This is a genomic window from Paenibacillus dendrobii (assembly GCF_009807035.1).
GTDB classification, from domain to species: Bacteria; Bacillota; Bacilli; order Paenibacillales; family Paenibacillaceae; genus Paenibacillus_AQ; species Paenibacillus_AQ dendrobii.
Genome location: NZ_WUBI01000001.1, coordinates 2799378 through 2820590, shown reverse-complemented (window position 1 = coordinate 2820590; position 21213 = coordinate 2799378). Strand labels below are relative to the sequence as shown.

General features: G+C 49.9%; 20 protein-coding genes. 17 read left to right on the top strand and 3 right to left on the bottom strand.

What is annotated here, in order from left to right:
- Positions 1–57 precede the first annotated feature (57 nt).
- Positions 58–2088 (top strand): potassium-transporting ATPase subunit KdpB, encoded by a 2031-nt coding sequence (kdpB, locus tag GRF59_RS12355; protein ID WP_160497834.1) that lies wholly within the window; start codon positions 58–60, stop codon positions 2086–2088.
- Between the two features lie 66 nt (positions 2089–2154).
- Complete coding sequence (kdpC, locus tag GRF59_RS12350; protein ID WP_160497833.1) at positions 2155–2763, top strand: potassium-transporting ATPase subunit KdpC; 609 nt, start codon at positions 2155–2157, stop codon at positions 2761–2763.
- Between the two features lie 83 nt (positions 2764–2846).
- Here kdpC and GRF59_RS12345 read toward each other — a convergent pair whose 3' ends face one another.
- The gene (locus tag GRF59_RS12345) at positions 2847–4196 is read right to left on the bottom strand and encodes an Nramp family divalent metal transporter (protein ID WP_237391731.1); all 1350 of its coding nucleotides are present in this window, start codon (positions 4194–4196) and stop codon (positions 2847–2849) included.
- A gap of 252 nt (positions 4197–4448) precedes the next feature.
- Between GRF59_RS12345 and GRF59_RS12340 the strand changes: the two genes are divergently transcribed.
- From GRF59_RS12340 to GRF59_RS12280, 13 genes are all read left to right on the top strand, one after another.
- The gene (locus tag GRF59_RS12340) at positions 4449–4868 is read left to right on the top strand and encodes an organic hydroperoxide resistance protein (protein ID WP_160497832.1); all 420 of its coding nucleotides are present in this window, start codon (positions 4449–4451) and stop codon (positions 4866–4868) included.
- A 215-nt stretch (positions 4869–5083) separates the two neighbouring features.
- Positions 5084–5368, top strand: a complete 285-nt coding sequence (locus tag GRF59_RS12335; protein WP_160497831.1) for a hypothetical protein — start codon at positions 5084–5086, stop codon at positions 5366–5368.
- Between the two features lie 144 nt (positions 5369–5512).
- Positions 5513–5944 carry a thiol-disulfide oxidoreductase DCC family protein gene (locus GRF59_RS12330; protein ID WP_160497830.1) on the top strand — a complete coding sequence of 144 codons (432 nt, stop codon included), beginning with the start codon at positions 5513–5515 and terminating at the stop codon, positions 5942–5944.
- A gap of 149 nt (positions 5945–6093) precedes the next feature.
- On the top strand, positions 6094–7299 hold the full coding sequence (locus GRF59_RS12325; RefSeq protein ID WP_160497829.1) for a P-loop NTPase family protein: 1206 nt from the start codon (positions 6094–6096) through the stop codon (positions 7297–7299).
- The gene (locus GRF59_RS12320) at positions 7292–8539 is read left to right on the top strand and encodes a TadA family conjugal transfer-associated ATPase (RefSeq protein WP_160497828.1); all 1248 of its coding nucleotides are present in this window, start codon (positions 7292–7294) and stop codon (positions 8537–8539) included. Before GRF59_RS12325 ends, GRF59_RS12320 begins: the two co-directional genes overlap by 8 nt.
- The gene (locus GRF59_RS12315) at positions 8536–9408 is read left to right on the top strand and encodes a type II secretion system F family protein (RefSeq protein WP_160497827.1); all 873 of its coding nucleotides are present in this window, start codon (positions 8536–8538) and stop codon (positions 9406–9408) included. The genes GRF59_RS12320 and GRF59_RS12315 overlap by 4 nt, the downstream gene beginning before the upstream one ends.
- 12 nt (positions 9409–9420) lie before the next feature.
- Positions 9421–10293, top strand: a complete 873-nt coding sequence (locus GRF59_RS12310) for a type II secretion system F family protein (protein WP_160497826.1) — start codon at positions 9421–9423, stop codon at positions 10291–10293.
- 13 nt (positions 10294–10306) lie between these two features.
- On the top strand, positions 10307–10495 hold the full coding sequence (locus tag GRF59_RS12305) for a Flp1 family type IVb pilin (protein WP_160497825.1): 189 nt from the start codon (positions 10307–10309) through the stop codon (positions 10493–10495).
- Complete coding sequence (locus GRF59_RS12300) at positions 10479–11156, top strand: TadE/TadG family type IV pilus assembly protein (protein ID WP_160497824.1); 678 nt, start codon at positions 10479–10481, stop codon at positions 11154–11156. The genes GRF59_RS12305 and GRF59_RS12300 overlap by 17 nt, the downstream gene beginning before the upstream one ends.
- Before the next feature lie 35 nt (positions 11157–11191).
- Positions 11192–13426: a hypothetical protein gene (locus GRF59_RS12295; protein ID WP_160497823.1), complete on the top strand. Its 2235-nt coding sequence runs from the start codon at positions 11192–11194 to the stop codon at positions 13424–13426.
- On the top strand, positions 13395–14393 hold the full coding sequence (locus GRF59_RS12290; protein ID WP_160497822.1) for a TadE/TadG family type IV pilus assembly protein: 999 nt from the start codon (positions 13395–13397) through the stop codon (positions 14391–14393). Before GRF59_RS12295 ends, GRF59_RS12290 begins: the two co-directional genes overlap by 32 nt.
- A gap of 58 nt (positions 14394–14451) precedes the next feature.
- Positions 14452–14964, top strand: a complete 513-nt coding sequence (locus GRF59_RS12285; RefSeq protein ID WP_160497821.1) for an A24 family peptidase — start codon at positions 14452–14454, stop codon at positions 14962–14964.
- 11 nt (positions 14965–14975) lie between these two features.
- Positions 14976–16931, top strand: a complete 1956-nt coding sequence (locus GRF59_RS12280) for a DUF6382 domain-containing protein (RefSeq protein ID WP_160497820.1) — start codon at positions 14976–14978, stop codon at positions 16929–16931.
- Here the strand turns inward: GRF59_RS12280 and GRF59_RS12275 are convergent.
- Both GRF59_RS12275 and GRF59_RS12270 read right to left on the bottom strand, forming a co-directional pair.
- Positions 16928–17821: a TIGR01777 family oxidoreductase gene (locus GRF59_RS12275; protein WP_160497819.1), complete on the bottom strand. Its 894-nt coding sequence runs from the start codon at positions 17819–17821 to the stop codon at positions 16928–16930. The two genes, GRF59_RS12280 and GRF59_RS12275, sit on opposite strands and share 4 nt — an antisense overlap.
- 309 nt (positions 17822–18130) lie before the next feature.
- A complete protein-coding gene (locus tag GRF59_RS12270; RefSeq protein WP_237391730.1) occupies positions 18131–18601 on the bottom strand; it encodes a DUF2621 family protein in 471 nt (156 codons plus the stop codon).
- 121 nt (positions 18602–18722) lie between these two features.
- On the opposite strand from GRF59_RS12270, the gene GRF59_RS12265 reads away from it, so the two are divergent.
- Positions 18723–19844, top strand: a complete 1122-nt coding sequence (locus GRF59_RS12265; protein WP_160497818.1) for a deoxyribonuclease IV — start codon at positions 18723–18725, stop codon at positions 19842–19844.
- Positions 19845–20107: 263 nt separating this feature from the next.
- Complete coding sequence (purU, locus tag GRF59_RS12260) at positions 20108–21010, top strand: formyltetrahydrofolate deformylase (RefSeq protein WP_160497817.1); 903 nt, start codon at positions 20108–20110, stop codon at positions 21008–21010.
- Positions 21011–21213: the final 203 nt, after the last annotated feature.

The following is a 21213-nucleotide window of genomic DNA, read 5'->3' as shown; positions in this document are numbered from 1 at the left end:
CAAAAACCTGAAATACGGAATAGCTTCAATTCTAGTATAAATGAGGTGGAAAGAGACATGAGCGGACAACGCAAGAGCATGCTTACAGGCAGTATCATCAAGCATGCCATGAAAGATAGCTTTATTAAACTGAATCCGGTAGTGATGATGAAAAATCCGGTCATGTTCGTCGTGGAAATCGGCACATTGGTTGTATTGCTGATGGTCCTGTTTCCGGCCTATTTCAATACCGGCGGGCGGCTGGGTTTTAACCTGACCGTATTTCTGATTCTATTGTTCACGGTCCTGTTCGCCAATTTTGCCGAGGCACTGGCCGAAGGCCGGGGCAAAGCTCAAGCCGACTCCCTGAAAAAGAGTAAAAAGGAGACGACCGCCAATAAAGTGGTCGGTCCGGACGTCAAAGTCGTCAATTCTACGGAACTGCGCAAGGGAGACATCGTCATCGTATCGCAGGGCGAGATGATTCCGGGGGATGGAGAAGTCATTGAAGGACTTGCTTCGGTAGACGAATCGGCCATTACCGGGGAATCTGCTCCGGTCATCAAGGAAGCAGGCGGTGACTTTAGTTCAGTGACCGGAGGCACGCGGGTGGTCAGTGACCGGATTAAAGTGGTCATCACCAGCGATCCAGGCGAATCGTTCATCGACCGGATGATTTCACTCGTTGAAGGCGCATCACGTCAGAAGACGCCGAATGAAATTGCGCTGAACACGCTGCTCACGACATTGACGCTGATCTTTTTGATCGTGGTTGTCACGCTTGCGCCCATTGCTAAATATTTGGGCGTATCGCTTGATATTCCGGTGTTGATTTCACTGCTCGTATGTTTGATTCCTACCACTATCGGCGGTCTCTTGTCCGCGATCGGGATTGCCGGGATGGACCGCGTCACCCAGTTCAATGTGCTTGCCATGTCAGGGAAAGCCGTGGAAGCCTCCGGTGATATCAATACCATGATTCTGGATAAAACGGGGACAATCACATACGGCAACCGGATGGCAAGCCAGTTCATTCCAACGGGCGCAGCTTCTTTGCCCGAAACCGCCTATTGGGCGGCGGTAAGCTCGCTGAAGGACGAAACGCCGGAAGGACGCTCCGTGCTCGAGCTGATGAAGAAACAGACGCTGCATTATGATGAAACGCATGCGGCGGGCGGCGAATTTATCGAGTTTAAGGCAGAGACCCGAATGAGCGGCATTGACCTGCAGGATGGGCGCCATGTCCGCAAGGGGGCCGTTGATGCGGTTCGCCAGTGGGTGCTGGCCCAAGGCGGCAGCATTCCATCCGATCTGGCTGCCAAATCCGATGCGATTGCATCGGAAGGCGGAACTCCCCTTGCGGTTGCTGTGGACAATCAAATCTATGGCTTGATCCATTTGAAAGATACCGTGAAGCCAGGCATGAAGGAACGATTTGAACAGCTTCGGCAGATGGGGATCAAGACGATCATGTGTACGGGGGATAATCCGCTGACGGCGGCAACGATCGCCCGGGAAGCCGGCGTCGATGATTTTATCGCAGAGAGCAAACCTGAGGATAAGATAGCTGTTATCCGCCGCGAACAGGCGGAAGGGAAGCTTGTGGCCATGACGGGTGACGGGACGAATGATGCTCCTGCGCTCGCTCAGGCGGATGTCGGGATTGCGATGAACAGCGGCACGGTTGCCGCCAAAGAGGCGGCGAACATGGTCGATCTGGATTCCGACCCTTCCAAAATCATTGAAGTGGTTGCGATCGGGAAACAATTGCTGATGACGCGGGGAGCGCTGACTACATTTAGCATCGCGAATGACGTGGCCAAATATTTTGCGATCATTCCGGCCATGTTCATGGTGGCGATCCCGCAGATGCAGGCACTGAACATTATGCACCTCGGATCGCCATTGTCTGCGATTCTTAGCGCATTGATCTTCAATGCTATCATCATTCCGCTGCTCATTCCACTGGCGATGAAGGGTGTTAAGTATAAGCCGATGAGCTCGGCGCGGCTGCTGAGCCGGAACCTGATGATTTTTGGACTTGGCGGGGTTATCGCTCCGTTTGCAGGCATCAAGCTGATTGATCTGGTCGTGCATTTGTGGATTTAGGATTATGACCCATAGAGAGAAGGGGCGAGTCCCCAAAAACAAGATTATGAAAAAGGATGATATACAATGAAGACGACGGCGAAATTCGAAGATGTGTCGCATGGTTCCATTTGGCTGATAGCACTGCGCTCGAGCTTGTTGTTTATCGTGATTTGCGGTATTGCCTATCCGCTGGCAAGCACGGGGCTGGCTCAGCTGATTTTTCCCCATCAAGCGAACGGAAGCATGGTCAAGGATGCCTCGGGACAGCCGGTGGGCTCGGAGCTCATCGGGCAGACCTTTACCGATCCCGCGTTTTTCCAAGGACGGGTCTCAAGCATCGACAACGATGGCGCAGGTTCGGGCTCGAACAACTATGCCCCGTCGAATCCTGAGCTGCTGAAGCGGGTCAAGGACTCGATCGCGCAGTGGGAGAAAGAGAACCCGAAAGTGCCTGTCAGCGAGCTGCCTGTCGATCTGATCACGAACTCGGGTTCCGGGCTGGATCCGCATATTACGCCTGCCTCTGCTGAGGTCCAAATTCCTCGGATCAGCGCGCTGCGCCATATTCCGGAGGACCAGCTGAAGCAGCTGGTGGATCAGAACGTTGAAGGACGCGATCTTGGCGTGTTCGGCGAGAAAAGAGTGAATGTGCTCAAGTTGAATCTGGCTCTCCAGGAGCTTGGGAGCAAGTAGTGCGCCACGAGAAAATGGTTTGAAATGATAAAAATCCGCATGACGTCTTTGGACGCATGCGGATTTTGGCATAGGGGCTGAAGTCAGCCTGTAAATGTTTGATAAATAAGAAACAGGTTCAGCACAACGATGATGGCAGAAACGCTCCAGGCGAGAATTTTCACCCAGGCTGCGTTGACGAATTTACCCATCAGCTGTTTGTCCCCAGTAAATTTGACTAAAGGGATGACCGCAAACGGGAGCTGAAGAGACAGGATAACCTGGCTGAGTATCAGCAGCTCCTCCGTACCCTTTTCCCCGGCAATGATGGTCACAATGACCGCTGGGATGATTGCAATCAGTCTGGTAATCAGCCGGCGCAGCCAAGGAGGGAGCTTGATGTCCAGGAAGCCTTCCATGACGATCTGTCCTGCCAGGGTGCCTGTCAGCGTTGAATTCTGTCCGGAGGCAAGCAGCGCGACGGCAAACAATATACTCGCAAGCGTCGTACCCACAAGCGGCGTCAGCATGTGGTAAGCATCGCTGATTTCGGCGACTTGGGTCATGCCTGCCTTGTGAAACGTGGCTGCCGAGACGATCAGGATGGCTGCATTAATGAACAGCGCCAGGGTCAGGGCGATGGTGGAATCCCAAGCGGAAAAACGGATGGCTTGACGTTTGCCCTTCTCGGTATTTTCATATTGCCTGGTTTGCACGATCGATGAGTGCAGGTACAGATTATGCGGCATGACGGTAGCGCCGAGGATCGCAATGGCAATGTACAGCTTCTGATGATCAGTGATCAGGTCGGCTGTCGGAATAAAACCGGCGAAGATGCTTCCTGCGTCGGGTTTTGCCAGATACAAGTCAACTGCAAAACATGCGCCGATCGTCAAAACGAGCACGATGACGAGGGTTTCGATAGCACGGAACCCTTTGTGCTGCAAGAGCAGTATCAACAGGACGTCCAGTGCCGTAATCAACACGCCGTACAGCAGCGGTATACCGAATAGAAGCTTCAGCGCGATGGCTGAGCCAATGACTTCGGCCAGGTCACAGGCTGCGATCGCAAGCTCGCACAATATCCATAAACCTATCGTAACAGGTCTGTTGTACTGGTTGCGGCAGGCCTGAGCCAGATCATGCCCAGTGACGATGCCGAGCTTGCTCGCAAGCGATTGGAGCAGCACGGCCATCAGATTGGACAGCAGGATGACAGCCAGCAGGGAGTATCCGAATTGGGCACCGCCGGCAATATCGGTCGCCCAATTGCCCGGATCCATATAGCCGACGGCGACAAGGTAACCAGGGCCCACGAACGCGAGAAATTTCCGGAACGTAGACCCCTGTAGCGGAACCTTCATGGAATGGTTCAGCTCAGAGAGCGATGACCGTTCCTCGGGTTTGGCCCATGTTTCTGTTTTCTTGGGATCCATATTTCCGGTGTCTTTCATCTATATCACGCACCTTGTTACGGTTATTCTTTTATATTAAACAGCTTACTATTCATTGTACTCACTCAAATATGTTTGTATGGGGAAACTTTTATGTAGATATGAAACTTCGTTGAAAATGACTGTTTTTCATGCTGTTATATTTCTCAAGGTGCCGCGTATTTCGGACGAAATCCTTTTTACCGTTTCAAATGAGGCTGTTAGCTTTAATGAAAGGGGTAGGTTATTTTCAGGAAAAAGGAGACGGTGAAGATGGAAGCACTATACACAGCTACAACAACAGTACGTGGTGGACGTGAAGGTTCGGTCACATCATCCGACGGTGTCCTGAAGCATGATCTCAGCATGCCCAAAGAGCTTGGAGGCTCAGGCGGCAGCGGCACGAACCCCGAGCAGCTTTTTGCTGCCGGTTATGGAGCCTGCTATGAAAGTGCTCTCGCTAACATTGCGCGTAAGGAAGGCGTATCTCTTCATGACGTGGAGATTAACTCTAATGTAATGATTGGAAAAGACGAGAGCGACGGCGGATTCCGATTGGCGGTTCGAATGGACATTAAATTGCCGGGCATTGAACGTTCCAAGGCGGAGGATCTTGCCAAGAAGGCCCATGAATTCTGTCCGTATTCCAAGGCAACACGCGGCAACATTGATGTGGAGCTGAACGTGGTGTAATGGATGCAATCCATATGAATTAAAATAATTCCAAAATGAAAGCCGGTACCGGATGGAGGCCATCCGGCCGGCTTTTTTGGGTCCAAACTGTATAGCGGAAGACAAATTGACATAACCTTTTATTGACATGAAGTTTAAAATTCTTTAATATGTCTAGGTACTTGATACATGATTTTTGTTTCAAGACAAGAAATTTATATAGACGGGTGATGCATATGTCTTACAGACCAGTGATTTCGAACATGAAGGAAGCCAGCAGCAACGAACAAAGCGGATTGTATGAATTCATTCTTGATCTGGCTGACGGAACCGTTTGCCGCGTGTTCTATAGCCGTTATCCGGAATGGAAAATGACAAACATCAGCCGATTGCAAAAGACACCTTGCCCAGTATGCCGCAAAGATTTCATTTGCAAATGCATCGAGAGCTACAAAGGCGAGCTGACTCAGCAAATCGAAGAGAACCAATGGATCGACAAAGCTTTGGCTGCTGCCAAGTAATCTGTCGAACCAAAGATACAGGCGCGGGAAGTTACCCGGGCTTTTTTCTTTATGTTCGGGATGAATTACGGAAGCCCTTTTCGTTAATGGATGGCTTGCTTTTCTGAGCAGGGAATCGGATACTTGAGTCAGGAGGTGCGCTCTATGACCAAGGATAAGCACAGACGTGGGGAAAACGGCTATGAAGGAATCGTACTAATCGATGGGGTATGCCATTTATGCCAGGGACTTACGCGTTTTATCATTGAGCGAGATCCTCGTGCGAGGTTCCAATTCGCTTCCCTGCAATCCGATATTGGCATCGAACTATTGGAAAAGGGTGGACTGCCCGTGGATGAGGTGGATACCGTTGTGCTGATCGAAAACGGTCATTATTATGTCCGCTCGGCGGCAGTGCTGCGTATTTTTCGTCAAATGAAGATGCCTTGGCCGCTGCTTTATGCCTTTGCTTTTGTTCCCCGGCCGCTGCGCGACAGGTTATATCGCTACGTCGCCCGCAACCGTTACCGCTGGTTCGGCAAGGAAGAGCAGTGCATGCTCCCGACCCCTGAGCTTCGGAAACGTTTCTTGTCTTAAATATTGGGTGAACGGTATGCTCCAAAGCATGTCATGTATTATTTGTCGATATTTTACACAATTTGTATTGTTTTTCATTACGGGATATGATAAATTCCTAATTAAGTAAATCAAGCTGATAACGGAAGCACCGTTTCTTCAGCCGCATCATGCGGCTGTTGAACGGTGCTTTTTTTCATGCAGAGAAATGGGGGATGAAGAGCCTCATGTTGACGTACAAGGTAGTTCTGGCCGTCAAAGAGCCGCAATATTTGGAGGCGCTGCTTCACTACGTTCATGCAAGCGAATTTGGCGATAGATTGAGAATCATCGGATTTACGCGGACGGAATCTTTTTTGGAGTATATGAGCGGTGACGAACGGCCGGATCTGGTCGTTGGGGACGGCGAACTGCTGGAGCCCTGGCTCCGGAATGAAGAAGCGGCATGCCCCTGGAAGCGGCTCGGTTCTGGCGGTGATCCAGCTGCCGAGCTGGCAAAATATCAGCCGCTTCCGGAATTGCTCGGCGCCGTGCTTCAAGCCTGTCAAAAAGACGGGAGCCGTGCCAGAATCGCTGAGCAGAGGGGAGAAGGCGCACTAACCATAGGTTTTGTATCTGCGGTAGGCGGAAGCGGGAAAACGACGGCTGCAGTCAATATGGCCAAGCAGCTCGGCGGGATGGGACTTTCCGTATTTTATCTGAATCTGGAGGCATTGAACAGCAGCGCGGTCTTTTCAAGACAGAACCGGAAGGCCGAGGATGCCCAGAGGCTTCCCCAGCTGCTGTATGAAATGAAGGCGGCGGCCGAAATGAAAAGTTCTGAAGCGATCCCTTTGGAATCCTTTGTCGTCAGTCATCCGGCGATGAAATGCGATTGGTTTGAACCGGTCCATAACCGGAATGAGATCCTTCAATTAGGCAAAGCCGATGTGCTCAGACTCATGGATATGCTGTCGCGAAGCGGCAGTTACGATGTCGTTATCGTCGATACGGATTCCGGATTGAACGAGCGGACGGCTGCGGTCATGGAAGGATGCAGGCACCTCGTATGGATTCTCCTGGATGACCTGATTCATATGTTCAAGAGCGGTCAGCAGCTGTCTTATTTGGAACGTGGCAATCCCGGAAATTTCGCCGAATGGTGTGCGAAGAGCCGGTTTATCGTCAACCGTTTTGTAGGCGAGCTCGCCAATCCGCTGCCCGAAGCGATACCGAACATTGACGGAGTTCTACCATACATCCCCTCCTGGAAGCAGAGCAGCAACGAGGAACTGCTGTTGAGCTCGCCGATTTTTCAGCGCGATATTCTGAAGCTCTGCCGGGAATTGCTGGGCGATGATCTGCCAGGGGGAAGCGGGGTGAGGGCATATGGATGAAGAACTGTTCAGGCAGCTGCGTGGAGAAGTGAGATCCGGATTGGATGTAACTTCGGTTCTGGACAATCATGAGCTGATGGACTATATCGAACGCACCGTCTTTAGCAAGCGTGAACTGCTTGATCTGACGGCATCAGAGAAAAGAAAGCTTGTTCGGCGCATCTATGATTCGTTTCGGGGGCTTGATATTTTGCAGCCTCTTGTCGATGATCCGGCCATTACGGAAATTATGATCAACAGCCATCAAGATATTTTCATAGAGCAAAATGGCGAAGTGTCAAAGCTTCCGATGGCGTTTGAATCCCAAACCAGGCTGGAGGATATCATTCAGACGATCGTCTCCGGCGTAAACCGTGTCGTAAACGAATCTTCGCCTATCGTGGATGCACGCCTGAAGGATGGCTCCCGCGTCAACATTGTTCTTCCGCCGATTGCATTGAAAGGACCGACGATGACTATCCGGAAGTTTCCTGAAAAGCCGATGACCATGGATGATTTGGTTCGGCGGGGGGCCCTCGGGGAGGAAGCGTCACGCTTTCTGCAAAAGCTGGTCGCAGGCAAATACAACATCTTTATCAGCGGAGGGACGGGCTCCGGCAAAACCACCTTCCTGAATGCTTTGTCCCAGTTTATTCCTGCGGATGAGCGAATCATAACCATTGAGGATTCGGCGGAGCTGCAGATTCAGACCGTACCGAACCTGGTTTCCATGGAGACGCGCAATGCGAACACGGAGGGAAAGGGGGAGATCGCGATCCGGGATCTGATTCGCTCTTCGCTGCGGATGCGTCCGAACCGAATTGTGGTCGGGGAAGTACGCGGAAGTGAAGCGCTTGACATGCTGCAGGCGATGAACACGGGCCATGACGGATCATTATCCACCGGACATGCAAACAGCACCAGGGATATGATCAGCCGACTGGAGACAATGGTACTCAGCGGAGCGGATTTGCCAATCGCCGTGGTCCGACAGCAAATCAGTTCTGCGATCGATATTTTCGTTCATCTAACCAGACTTCGGGACAGATCGCGGAGGGTGGTCGAGATTAGCGAGGTGGTTGGTATGGAGAACGGAGAAGTGATTTTAAATCCACTCTATAAGTTCATGGAAACGGGGGAAAAGGACGGAAAGGTCGTCGGACAGCTGAAGCCGCAAGGAGCGCTGAAGAAACAGGATAAGCTGCGAATGGCGGGACTGAATGATGCGGTGTCTCCTCCCATTGGGGAGGTGGCTTTATGAGGATAGGAGCATCATTATCGGAACAGAAAGATCCCCGTTCCCGCACTCAGGAAATAGCGGCCGGGGAACGCAGATTATCGCAGCGAAATCGTCAGGGGAATAAGGAAAAGTCGGATGGGAAGAGGCTGCTTCCCGACTATAGCGTGTATGCGTTAAGCGGATTTCAGCGGTGGATGTGCATTGGTTGCGGAGCTGCTCTCTTCTTTGGAATCGGTTATCTGTTCTATCATCAATGGATCATTGCGTTTGTCCTATCCTTCGCTGGCATGCTGATTCCCCGTTTTTGGAGAAAACATATGCTGCAGCGAAGACGTATGGCGCTGAATCTTCATTTTAAACAGGCGCTTTATTCGCTATCCTCCTCGTTATCTGCTGGCCGTTCGGTGGAAAACGGATTTCGGGAAGCGATTCAGGATTTGCGTATGCTCGATCCGGATGCGGAAAATGATCTGATCACGGAACTGTCTATCATTTGCGCGCGCATGGAGTATGGGGAACCCATTGAAGATGCGCTGAATGATTTCAGCCGGCGGGCGGATATGGAGGATATAACGAACTTTGCGGATGTGTTCTCCACCTGTAAGAGGACTGGAGGAGATCTGGTAGAGGTTATACGTAGAACTTCTTCGATTATAGGCGAGAAACTGGATATCCAGCAGGAGATAGCCGTTCTCGTTGCTCAGAAGAAATTCGAATCGAAGGCGCTGCTCGCAGCTCCCATCCTGATGCTGGTGTTCATGAACCTGACTTCAGCCGATTATATGAAGCCGATGTTCAGCGGCATGGGGATGGTCATTTCTACTTTTGCTCTGCTTGGGCTTACGGGCTGCTTGGTATGGATCATCAAGATCATGAACATCAAAATTTGACGGGGTGAACCTATGAATGTGTTGGCTGTCGTGGTACTGGTTCTGCTGGCGGGAGGTTGGGTGGTGCTGAACCAGATTGGCGGCGCGAAGTATCGGAGTATTGCCAAGCTCCAGATGGAAGGACTACGGCTTAGGGCGTTGGTATCCCCTATGCTGCTCATACTTGACCGACTGAAGGTAACATCCCGGTTTCCGCTGTTTTTTTTCAAGATTCAGCGATCGCTGCAGAAGCTGAATGGGCAGCGTCATAGCGCTGAAAAAACGCTTTTATATGTCGGCGAAATGATGTGCTACAGCTGGCTTCTGCTCATGATGGGCTGTTTGCTGACGTTGGCTATGGGAGAGATTACGGGACTGGTGATCGGCGCGGTGTTAGGCTTACTGCTGCCTGCAGCGATGATCAAGGATTTGCACAGCAAGGTGCAGAAGCGGGATCAAGATATTCTATTGGAGCTGCCCGAGATGTTGAATAAGATCGTCCTGTTGGTTGGAGCCGGAGAGACGGTCCAAAAAGCGATCGCCCATTGCGTAGAACAAAAGAAACAAGAGAAACTGCATCCGCTGTATCGCGAGCTGATCAAGATGACGGATGATCTGGAGGGTGGATACTCCTTCCAGCAAGCCTTCGAGAACTTCAGCAAGCGCTGCGCGGTGCAGGAGGTGTCGATCTTTACGACAACCGTGCTGCTCAACTTCAGGCGAGGCGGCAACGACTTTGTGATGGCACTCACGGATCTGTCCCGGGTTTTGTGGGAGAAACGAAAGGCAGTGACGCGCACACGGGGAGAACAGGCATCTTCCAAGCTGATCTTTCCGATGGTGGTCATCTTCGTCATTGTCATTGTGCTTGTAGGAACACCTGCTTTTATGATGATGAATATGTAGGAGGATAAAGGATATGTTGACATTGGCATGGGCTAAGACGAAGGCGTTTTGGAAGCAGGAAGACGGATTGGGAATGCTGGAAATGATCTTGATTATTGCGGTTATTATTATCATTGCGTTGTTGTTTAGAAAGGAACTACTTCGGATCGTGGAAAGATTACTGAATAAAGTGGATAAAAAAAGCGATGAAGTCTTTGATTAAGCCTTTCATAAGAAAAACCGAGGGAAGCTTCACGGTCGAAGCTTCCCTCGTACTTCCCATCGTTTTGTTTGTCACGATGATTCTATTGTTCTTCTGCCTATACGTTTACCAGCAAAGCTTTCTTCATCAAACGGCTTCCGCTGTGGCGGAGCGTTCGGCATACAGCTGGGACAACAGCCATAAAGAGGCAGCAACCGGGGCAGTAGCGAAGGGGCAATACGATTCGCTGTACTGGCGACTGAGCGATGACGGAATGCTAGGTGTACTGTTCGGTTGGAGCGGATTGACGGATAAAAAGCAAACGGTTGCTCTTCCGGGAACTGAGGAGACGACCGGGGCACTTCCCATTCTTAAACTGAATCATTCCGGTACTATGGTCTCTTCAGAAATGAAGGGGGAAATCAGTTATCAGAACTCGATCCTGCAGCGGAAGATCTCAGTAGGTTTAAACCGCGTGCTATCTCTGCCACCGCTGAATGGCATGCTGAAGGATGGCTCGAATGTTATCACCAATGCCAATTCCGCAGTGGTAGAGCCAATGGAATTTATCAGGACCGTAGATCTGATGAGATATTACGGATCGAAGTTTAAAGGGTCAGGGGGAAATGAAAAAACAGATCCGGGCAGTGCCAAGGAGGTACTGAATAAATTCAAGCACTGAGGAAAGAAGCGAGAATCTGAAGAGGGGGGACGAGGGTGTTCGCTAAAAGGCGATCGGAAAGTGGATCGGTTTCCGTGTTCTTGATTATGATTTTGGCCTTTATATTTGCTTTTGTGGCCCTATTTATTGACTATGCCCGCATCGCAGCCATGAAGGTTCAGAGCGAGCGTCTGGTGCATGCGGCGGTTCGTTCCGTGATGTCCTCCTACGACCCCGAACTTCAGGAACGGTATGGGTTATTTGCATATGGGGAGCAGAGCGGCGACCAGATCATGGCGAGCGTTCTGAACAACAGCATGGAAAAAGGAGTACGGACCGATCGGTTTGATATCCTGCCGATGGAGCTGGACACCTCGGGCCTGAAAATGGACAGGATGTTGGGGGAATATGATATTTTCAATCACGAAATCGGTGAAGAAATGAAATACAAGGCGCCGATTGATTTCACATTAGAAATTCTGGGAAAGTTCAAGCCTTTGTCTTCTTCGATGAAAGAGGCATCTGATACGGTTGATGTGCTCCGTAAGCTGCAAAAGCTGTATGACAAACGGGAAGCAGCGCTGGATCAAATGCTATCCAAGCAGAAGAAGGCTGCGCAAAGCGGAAGTGGGATACCAGGTATTCTAATGGGGCTGTACTCAACCTCTATATCCAATGAGTCACTAGGTTCTTCACGAGTAACCGCTGCGGCAGGAATCGCAGCCCAGTACGATGATTACGTCAGCAAAGCGAATGAGGATGCGAACAGGGACGAAGATGAAGATCCGCAATATAGTGATGAGATCGAAGATTATTTATCAAGCTCGGCAGACGTTATGGCCCGGCTTGGAAGTAAACAAGATTCGGCTGGGGAAAGTCATTCGAAACTGCTGCAGGAAGCGCATCAGGCATGGCAGGAAGCTTATGAGCAAAACGAGAGAATGAAAGAGGTCATTGCTGCTTCCGAAAGCCGGACGGAAAGTGCGGGCTATGACGAGGTTTCCGGTGGCAGTATCCCGGGAACCTCGCCGGAAACAAGCGGGGATGATTCCGATACGATCCGCGGATTGCGGGGACAAACGGAAAAACTGCTGCTGTCTGAAGACCTGCTAAGCAAATTGAAGAATGAGATTGACAGACAGAAGGATGAATTCAGCACGGCAGATCGCAGCCTATCGACAGCCATGTCCGCACTTGGAAGTGCCTCGGGCTTAAGCAGCAGCTCCGGCTACATGAAAAGTACGATCATATCGGCTCGTGGATCAATAGATTCTTATTTACGAGCTTACGCTGAATCGGGCTCGTCCAATAAGCTGGATCAGGAAGCAGCTCAGCTCGAACAGCATCGAGCATCCGACAAGGAACGAAAAGAAAAAGAGAAGCAGGGCAAGGCCAAGCTCAAGGATGCAGCCAATATACTGGAGCGGATCAACGAGCTTGATAAAAAGGCGAAGGGATATATGGAAGAGTATAGAACACTTCAGACCTATTATGACGAGAGCATGGAGTTCAACAAGCAGCTATCCGACGGAGACTATCAGGGGGCTGATCTGGACAATGATCCCTATGATGCTGGGAAATCCGCAATGAAAGACATGGATGGATTGTATGGTGCCATGGCGGGAATGATGTCGGGACTGAAGGATGAATTGCTCCAAAATGAGTATGCTGCACAATATTTTAAACATTTTGACATCAGCAGCCTGAAGGACGCGGCTAAGAACCCGCAAGAAGATCTGGGAGATGCAGTCGTTGACCAATTAAGCGTTAAAAATCAGCAACTGGAGTACATACTTTATGGGTTTCATAATCCGGTCGGAAACATCTCGGCAGCCTATGCAGAAATATTCGCCTCCAGACTTGCCATACGCACGATGGAAGGATTGGTCAAGAACAGCGGCCTAGGTCATCCGCTGCTGGTGTTGGCTGCTGCGCTGCTCTATGGCATCGAAATGGCTATTGTCGACATGATCACGCTTTGCGAGACAGGATCGGTAGAGCTGTCCAGCTATATTAAAGTGAAAATCACTTACCGGGATTACCTGCGGCTCTTCCTGTTGATCCACAGCAATAATCAGAAAAAAATGTCTCGCATGCTAGCGCTCATCCGGTTCAACACCGGAATTAATCCGGCGGAACGACCAACGTATGCTTCGGGAGAAGTAAAGGTGGGTATGAGGCTGTGGTTCCTGCCGGGTGTGATGAAAATGATCGGATATGCCGGTGGCAGCCCGGACGAAGTGGAAGGAAACCGATATTATGCGGTCAAACAAGCGGATTACTCTTATTAGCAGAGGCCTGAGGAGATGTCTGAAAATCAGGATATTTCGAAACGGCCGGCAGGGAAGCATGGTGGTAGAGGCATCGATCGTAATGCCGATGTTCGTACTATTCGTTATTTTTCTTATATACATGGTGCAAATGACCCTGATCTCAACCGCTTTGCAAAGCACTGTCTCCGATACAGTGAAAATGGTGTCGACCCATATATACCCCGTGGCGCTGGCAATAGAGCAAAAGACGCCTGATACGAACGGCAAGGAGCCTGCTGGGAGCTGGAACATTCCGAAGCTTTCGCTCAGCGACTGGGCTGCGCAATACACAGATACTTTGCCTGCGCCTTTGAACGAGTGGATGGCTGGTGCGGTGGACAAGGTGGATGAGCCCCTTCAGGATTTGAAGAACCAGGTTGCCGAGGCAGCCCTTGATCCTGTGGTGAAGCCATTTTTAAAGCCCTACATGGAAAGCAACCTGCTGAATTACGACAGAATTCATGTGTCAAATATACAGATTCCTAATCTAAAGACACGCACAGATCCTTATTTCGGTATCGAGGTAAGCTATGAGCTGCCGATGAAGGTGCCGTTTCTGAATAAAAAAATCGTACTTCAGGCCAAGGCACAGGAACGTCTGTGGATCGGGGAGACAGAACCAAAAAGCGCGGATGGTAATGAAGGGGAGTCAGAACAAGGCACTGAGGACGTGCAGGTATTAGAAAAGCCTGATCCGGCTTATGTAGGCAAAAAAGCCAAGGTACGAGTGAAGATGACGCCGGGAGCTACGGCCAATCTGTCCGTTTTTTATAAAAGCGGTCAAAGTACAGCCAAATATCTGGGGGAGAAGCAAGCGGACGCTGAAGGCTACATTGAATGGGAATGGTCTGTGGGGCCCAATACGACGCCAGGAACTTGGCCGTTTGTCATCACCACGGGAGACGGTAAGAGGACCGAGGTCATGTTCACTGTTGTAAAGGGATAGATGCGGGTGCATACACGACATCCATAACTGATGGAAATGAAGGAGGAAGTTTAAAGACATGGATGCTTCAATCTGGGGCTGTGCATTCATCGTAATCATGGCTTTTGTTACGGATATTCGAACCATGAAAATTCCTAATTGGTTAACATTAACGGCGATGCTCAGTGGAGTTCTATTTCATGTAATAACGAATGGAATGCATGGGTTGGCTTTTTCCGCCAAAGGCTTGGCCGCAGGATTCGCTTTAGTGCTCATTATGCACATGATTGGTGCGGTTGGGGCTGGTGACGTCAAACTATTCGGCGGTATCGGCGCTTGGCTGGGCACGCTGCTTACCGTCCAATGCCTGGTGTATTCTGTGCTTTGCGCCGGAGTGATAGGAATCCTGATTCTGCTGCGGAGACGTGAGACTGTGCAAAGGCTTCGAAAGGTCGTGGGAAGTCTGGCAGGAGTTTTCATTTTAAAAAGCTTTCAGTTTCTGAAGACGGGGAAGGAGCAGCAGCTTCGTTTTCCATTTATGGTCGCCGTGGTTCCCGGTTATATTTTTGCATGTATTTCCGCATTCGGTTAGGGGGAATCCAAATGGTTGATTTAACGAGAGATTTCATTCAACAAGGCGGAACCTTCATGATCCTGTCCGGAAAAGAGGGAATCCGTTCGGAGAAACTGAGCAAGGTAGAAGTATCCATGATATCTGCTTCCCGTATCCCGCATTTCTTGCCGCTTTATGTAAAAGAGGTCGATTTGCTGGTGTCCTTCCGTTATGACATTACGGAGAAGAAAATGCTATCGCATATGTTAAAGGGTGAAAGAATGAACATGACTGAATACTACAGTCTGCTGCTTCAGGTAGCGGAAACGCTGGAAGAAAGCGCCATGTACATGCTTCACCCTGGAAAGTATGTTTTGGATGAAGACTATATCTTTATGGACGGATCGCTTCAGGAAGGAACGATATACTTAACTTATATCCCGCTTGAAGGAACAGAGGGTTTGAAAGCGGTCAACGTCAGCTTGAAGGAACTTGTTACCCGGTTCATGGCCTCAGTAACGGAGCTGAGCGGTGGGGGCGTCCAACAGCTGTTGCAGTATACGACTTTCGAGGAGTTTACGGTGGGCGGATTTAAAAAGCTGCTTCTTGGTTTGCTATCCCGCGAAGGCGAGCCGGACAAATCCTCAGCAGCTGAAGTCAGGCAGAATCGGGTTCCTGAACCACTCCGCGAACGAATATCAATAGGCTCCAAGAGTGAGAGATCCAGTGACACGAATGAAACAGCTTCCGCTTCAAAGCGTGCAGACCATATTCCTTATTCTTCAATAGGGAATGCGGAACAAACGGTTGTGAAGACCTTGGGAGGGAGTGCGCCGGAATCCGGATTAAAACGCGGTAGAAGCGCATTACCGGGCAAAGCGTCTCCTTCGCCCGGAACAAACCGGAACCATAAGCAACATCAGAATGCAGAAACGGAAACTCCAGACTTTTTTAAGAATTGGAACGGCTATGGATCCAAGACTGACGAAGAGGTAGCAGCCGATGAAGAGAGCGATCCGAAATCTGCCTCGTCACGAAAAACGTACATAGCTCTCTGCTGTTTATTGGCGGCGGCGATCGTATGGAGACTGATATACATGCCAGCACCAAGCAATGGAACATTGATAGTGTGCGTGATCCTGACCCTTATTTTGGTTGTAATCGCGCTGCTGTGCTGGACGGGCCGACTTTTCGCGTCTAAGAATGCAGTTTCGGCTCCCGATACCTTTGGAGGTCTACCTGATTTTGGTTCGGCTGAGCTCACTGGGGAAGCCAAGCAGGGCAAAGGGCGCTCCCGTTTTGAGGTTGAACAATTAACGGGTTTTTTTAGAGGGAGCGTAAAGAAAGAAAAAGAGAAGCCTGATATGAACATTTCTGATCCGGAGCCCGACTGGAAATGGACATTCCCCCAAGACCCACCAGTTCAAAGATTGGCTGACAGCATGGAGAGCGGTAGAATGAGTGGCAGGACAGGCAAAGAGATGACTGACGGAGAAATGCGTATTTCGTCACTGAACCAAAGAGTATGGAATCACGCCGACATTAGAACAGAAGGTAATACGGATTTCGAAGAACAGGATTATTATGGTCAGCTTGGCCAAAGAACCGAGTTATTGAATTCAGGACAAGGCGGCGCGACGGTACTGCTGAATGGATCGATTCCTGCAAAAAAGAACGCAGCTGTACAGACAACAATGCCCGCAGGTTATCTGTTGAGAGAGGGGGATGAGGGGGCGCGGGGAGAGCGGATTGAGCTCAGACAACAGCATTTCGTCATTGGACGATCCGAAGAAGTGTCGCAGTATGTGGAAATCTCCATGGGGGCCTCGCGTGCGCATGTGGAGCTGAGCCGGACCAAAGACGGAGGATACCTGATCAAGGATCTCGGCTCCAAGAATGGTACTCGTCTGAAAGGGGAGACGATGATTCCTTACAAGGAATACCCACTACATGACGGAGACGAATTTATTATCGTTAAAGGAACATACACGTTTCGTTCCGCTTAGTGACCTTTTAAGTTCTCAAGAGCCTGCCGCAATGTCGGGAAGTCAAAGCGGAAGCCGTATTTCACGGCCTTATCCGGGATGACTCGCTGCCCTTCCAATAGGATAAGAGAAAGCTCGCCAAGAACGGTTTTCATCAGAAAGGAAGGAACCGGGAACCAGTGAGGGCGGTGATAAGCACGACCAATTGTTTGACCAAACTGATTGTTGGTCACAGGCTCCGGCGCGGATGCATTCACAGGTCCGTCGATATCGCGATCGGTGATACAAAATTCAATTAACCGGACCATATCCTGCAGATGAATCCAGGATACCCACTGCATCCCGCTGCCGATCCTTCCTCCGAATCCGAGCGTATATGGCAACTTCATGAGCGGAAAAGCACCGCCGTTTGTCCCTAGCACGACACCAGTCCGAAGCTTGACTAGACGAACACCTTGAATCAGCTCAGCGGCATCTTCCCATTCTTTGACGACTGATGAAGGGAAGTCAACGACATGTTCCGGGCTGTCTTCACTAAATGTATCGCTGCGCGAAGTGCCGTATATGGCTATAGCGGAAGATTGAACTACCACTTCCGGCTTCTGATGCAGGGCTTGAACCAATTTGGCTACGGCCATTACGGTTGATAACCTGGACTCTATGATGCTTTTTTTGGCTTTGGGTGTCCAGCGCTGGTTCAGGGAGGAGCCGGCCAGATTGACGATGGCCTCAGTTCCCTCCAGCAGGGCAGGATTTACATCGATTTGCTCCCAAGTCAGGTACTTCACTTCCGTTTCTTCGGTTTCCGGCTTTTTACGGGTAATGATGAATACTTCATGTCTTTGTTGCAGAAGATGATCGGAGAGTGCCTTCCCGATAAAACCGGTTCCACCGCAAATCGTGATTTTCATAGCCAGTACGCTCCTTTTTTTATGTATCATATCCTCAAGAGATTGAGCTTCAAATGAAATCCCATACTGAATAATGAGCGACAGGTATGAGGAGATCTTTGCTGCTTAACATTTGTAAAGCATTCATGATGATGTTGAACCAATACCTGTCTGCCTTACATAAAAGTTCTAAGGTACGGGTATGATCGATCTCATATGTGATTTTTCGTATGCAAAAGCCCCCTGGGACACGGGATCAGACTGATGAAATGGTTCATTTCTTCAATTTGATGCTCCTGTCAGGGGGCTTGTTTTCTACAGATGATGGATCTACTTTTGCATCAGGTGCTCATACGGCTTGTAGTCGATCTGATTTTTGTTCAGGAAAGCAATGAGGAACTTATTGTCTCTTTTTGGCGTGGCAGAAATGTAACCTTTAATACAGTGATCACGGGTTACCTCTGGCGCTCTGGCTTCCAAAGCGATTTTACCGATCTCGGCCGCAATCGAATGCTTGGCGATATCACGAAATGGTCCAGGTACTGGCTTAACCAATTTGTCCAAAAATGCTTTGGATTCATCCGTCCACAGATGGCGGCTTGCTTCCACCCAGTGATTCTGCCAATCCAGCTTGGATCTGCCGTCTGTCTTTGGCAGTACCTTCAGAAACTTACGGATCATGAAATATCCGCCGATGACCATACAGGTCAGCAGGATAACCGCCCAAACCATGACGGAATCCATAAAGATATTCGAGGGCATCGATGAGGACAGAAGCCTCGTGCCCAATGAACTATGCATGTGGTTCACCTCTAGGATAATCTTCTATTCATTAAACCTTTTTCTGAATTATAACGCATTTCTAGATTTATTTCAGTATTCACGCTAAAATAAGGGATAATTCGAATGAGGAGGATGGATTATGCTGAAAATCGGTTCTCATGTGTCCTTTTCGGACAAGGGCCTATTAAGTGCAACCAACGAAGCCAACAGCTATGGATCGAGCTCGTTTATGATATATACCGGCGCTCCGCAGAATACGCGCCGCAAGCCGATTGAATCGATGTATCTGGAAGAAGGCAAGGCATTAATGAAGGAAAGCGGGTTTGAGGAAATTGTCGTCCACGCGCCTTACATTATCAACCTTGGATCGTACAAGCCGAATACGTTCGAGCTGGCGGTCAGCTTCCTGCAGGAGGAGATTCGCCGCACGCATGCCATAGGCGTGAAGAATATCGTGCTCCATCCGGGTGCGTATACCGATAAGGACCCGGATTACGGTATCGAGCGGATTGCCGAAGGGCTTAACGAAGTGCTGGACGGAACGAACGAAACCGAAGTTCATATCGCGCTCGAAACCATGGCCGGCAAAGGAACGGAAATGGGTCGTACCTTTGAGGAAATTGCGCGTATGATTGAGAAAGTGAAGCACAATGAACGACTGACGATTTGCATGGATACATGCCATATTCATGATGCCGGTTACGACATCGTGAGCGATCTGGACGGCGTGCTTGAAGAATTTGACCGCATCATCGGACTGGACCGCATTGGCGTCGTTCATATCAATGACAGCAAAAACCCGCGCGGAGCCGGCAAAGACCGTCACGCACCTATAGGTTCCGGATGGATTGGCTTTGATACGATCAATAGCGTCGTACATCACGAAAAACTTGCAGGCAGACCTTTTATCCTGGAGACGCCATGGATCGGCAAGGATGCCAAAACGCAGCGCCCGATGTACGAGATTGAAATCGCGCTTCTTCGCGGCAATGTATCAGAACGTTTCGGCGCGGATTTTATCAATCAAGTGGAAGACCTGCATACGTATTTTGCCAAGCAGGATCTGAATCCCCGCCAATATGTTTTGGATGTGTGGTCACTGCTTAAAAATGACGCCAAAGCGAAAAAAGCGGATTCGCGTGAACCGCTGGAGCGCTTGTACGATCAGATTACGGAAGCCAAACTGTTCCCTGATCTGAGCGAGGAGCAAATCAACGAGCGTCTGATCGCTTGCCTGGCAGGCAAAGAAGCTTTGAAATAATCATATTGGCTCAACATCGGGAAATAGTTTGACAAAAAGCGAAAGCAGGCGGGCAGTGATCGGAAGAACGATCCGTCACCGCAGCGGTCACCTTGCGCGATGTCTAGAGATTATTTCAGGTTTTGAGCCAACGATTTTACATGTATATAAACAGAACTAAGATAGACCATCATTTTTTTCATGAACAACATGATCAAAAATGAAGGGTTGCACTTTCGTTCAATTGATTTAGATAGAGAGTATGAGGGAGGAGCAGGAATCTCATGGAACTACATGTCAAAAAAAATGCCTCATCTGCTTCACAAGCACATCTAAACCGCGCACGCATGCTTATTTCTTGTCCGGATGGACCGGGAATCGTCGCTGCCGTATCGCATTTTCTGCACCAGCATGGAGCCAATATCGTTCAATCCGATCAATACACCATGGACCCAGAGGGCGGCATGTTCTTCATGCGCGTGGAGTTTGATCTGGCGGATTTGGAGCAGCGATTGCCGGCTCTGGAAGAGCAGTTTGAGGCGGTAGGCTCGAAGTTCAATATGCAGTGGCAGATCTTTAACGTCAGCCGCAAGAAAAGACTCGCTATTTTCGTTTCCAAAGAGGACCATTGCCTGGTGGAGCTGTTGTGGCAGTGGCAGGCAGGCGATTTGGATGCCGAAATCGGAATGGTGGTCAGCAATCACCCGGACATGAAGGAGTATGTGGAGTCGTTTGGCATACCGTATCATCATATTCCGGTGACGGCCGATACGAAAAAAGAAGCAGAGCAGCGCCAGCTTGATGTGGTGGGCAGCGACATCGATGTCATTATTTTGGCACGGTACATGCAGATTATCTCTCCGACCTTTATCGAGCATTACCGCAACCGGATTATCAATATTCACCATTCGTTCCTTCCGGCCTTCGTCGGCGGCAAGCCTTATGCGCAGGCCTACGAACGCGGCGTGAAAATTATCGGAGCTACCGCCCACTACGTTACGGAAGTACTGGACGGAGGCCCGATCATTGAGCAGGATGTGCAGCGCGTCAGCCACCGCGACGATGTCAGCGAGCTGAAGCGGATCGGCCGTACCATTGAACGCGTCGTTCTGGCAAGAGCCGTCAAATGGCATATCGAGGACCGGATTCTGGTTCATGAAAACAAAACCGTCGTGTTTAACGGCTAGTACGTGTTCTTTTTCTAAGAATTGCAGCATTTCAATCCGTTATGAATCTTATAGCTGATTTCTACTAGATCTAAAAGCCTGCTTCCGTGTGAAGCAGGCTTTTCTTGTACCAGCAATATAAACCGCTGCTAACAAGGTTCATTCTCATGGGAAGTAAGCAGCAGATGCTCCTGATGTCAATAAAAGGAGGGAAATGATAAAGC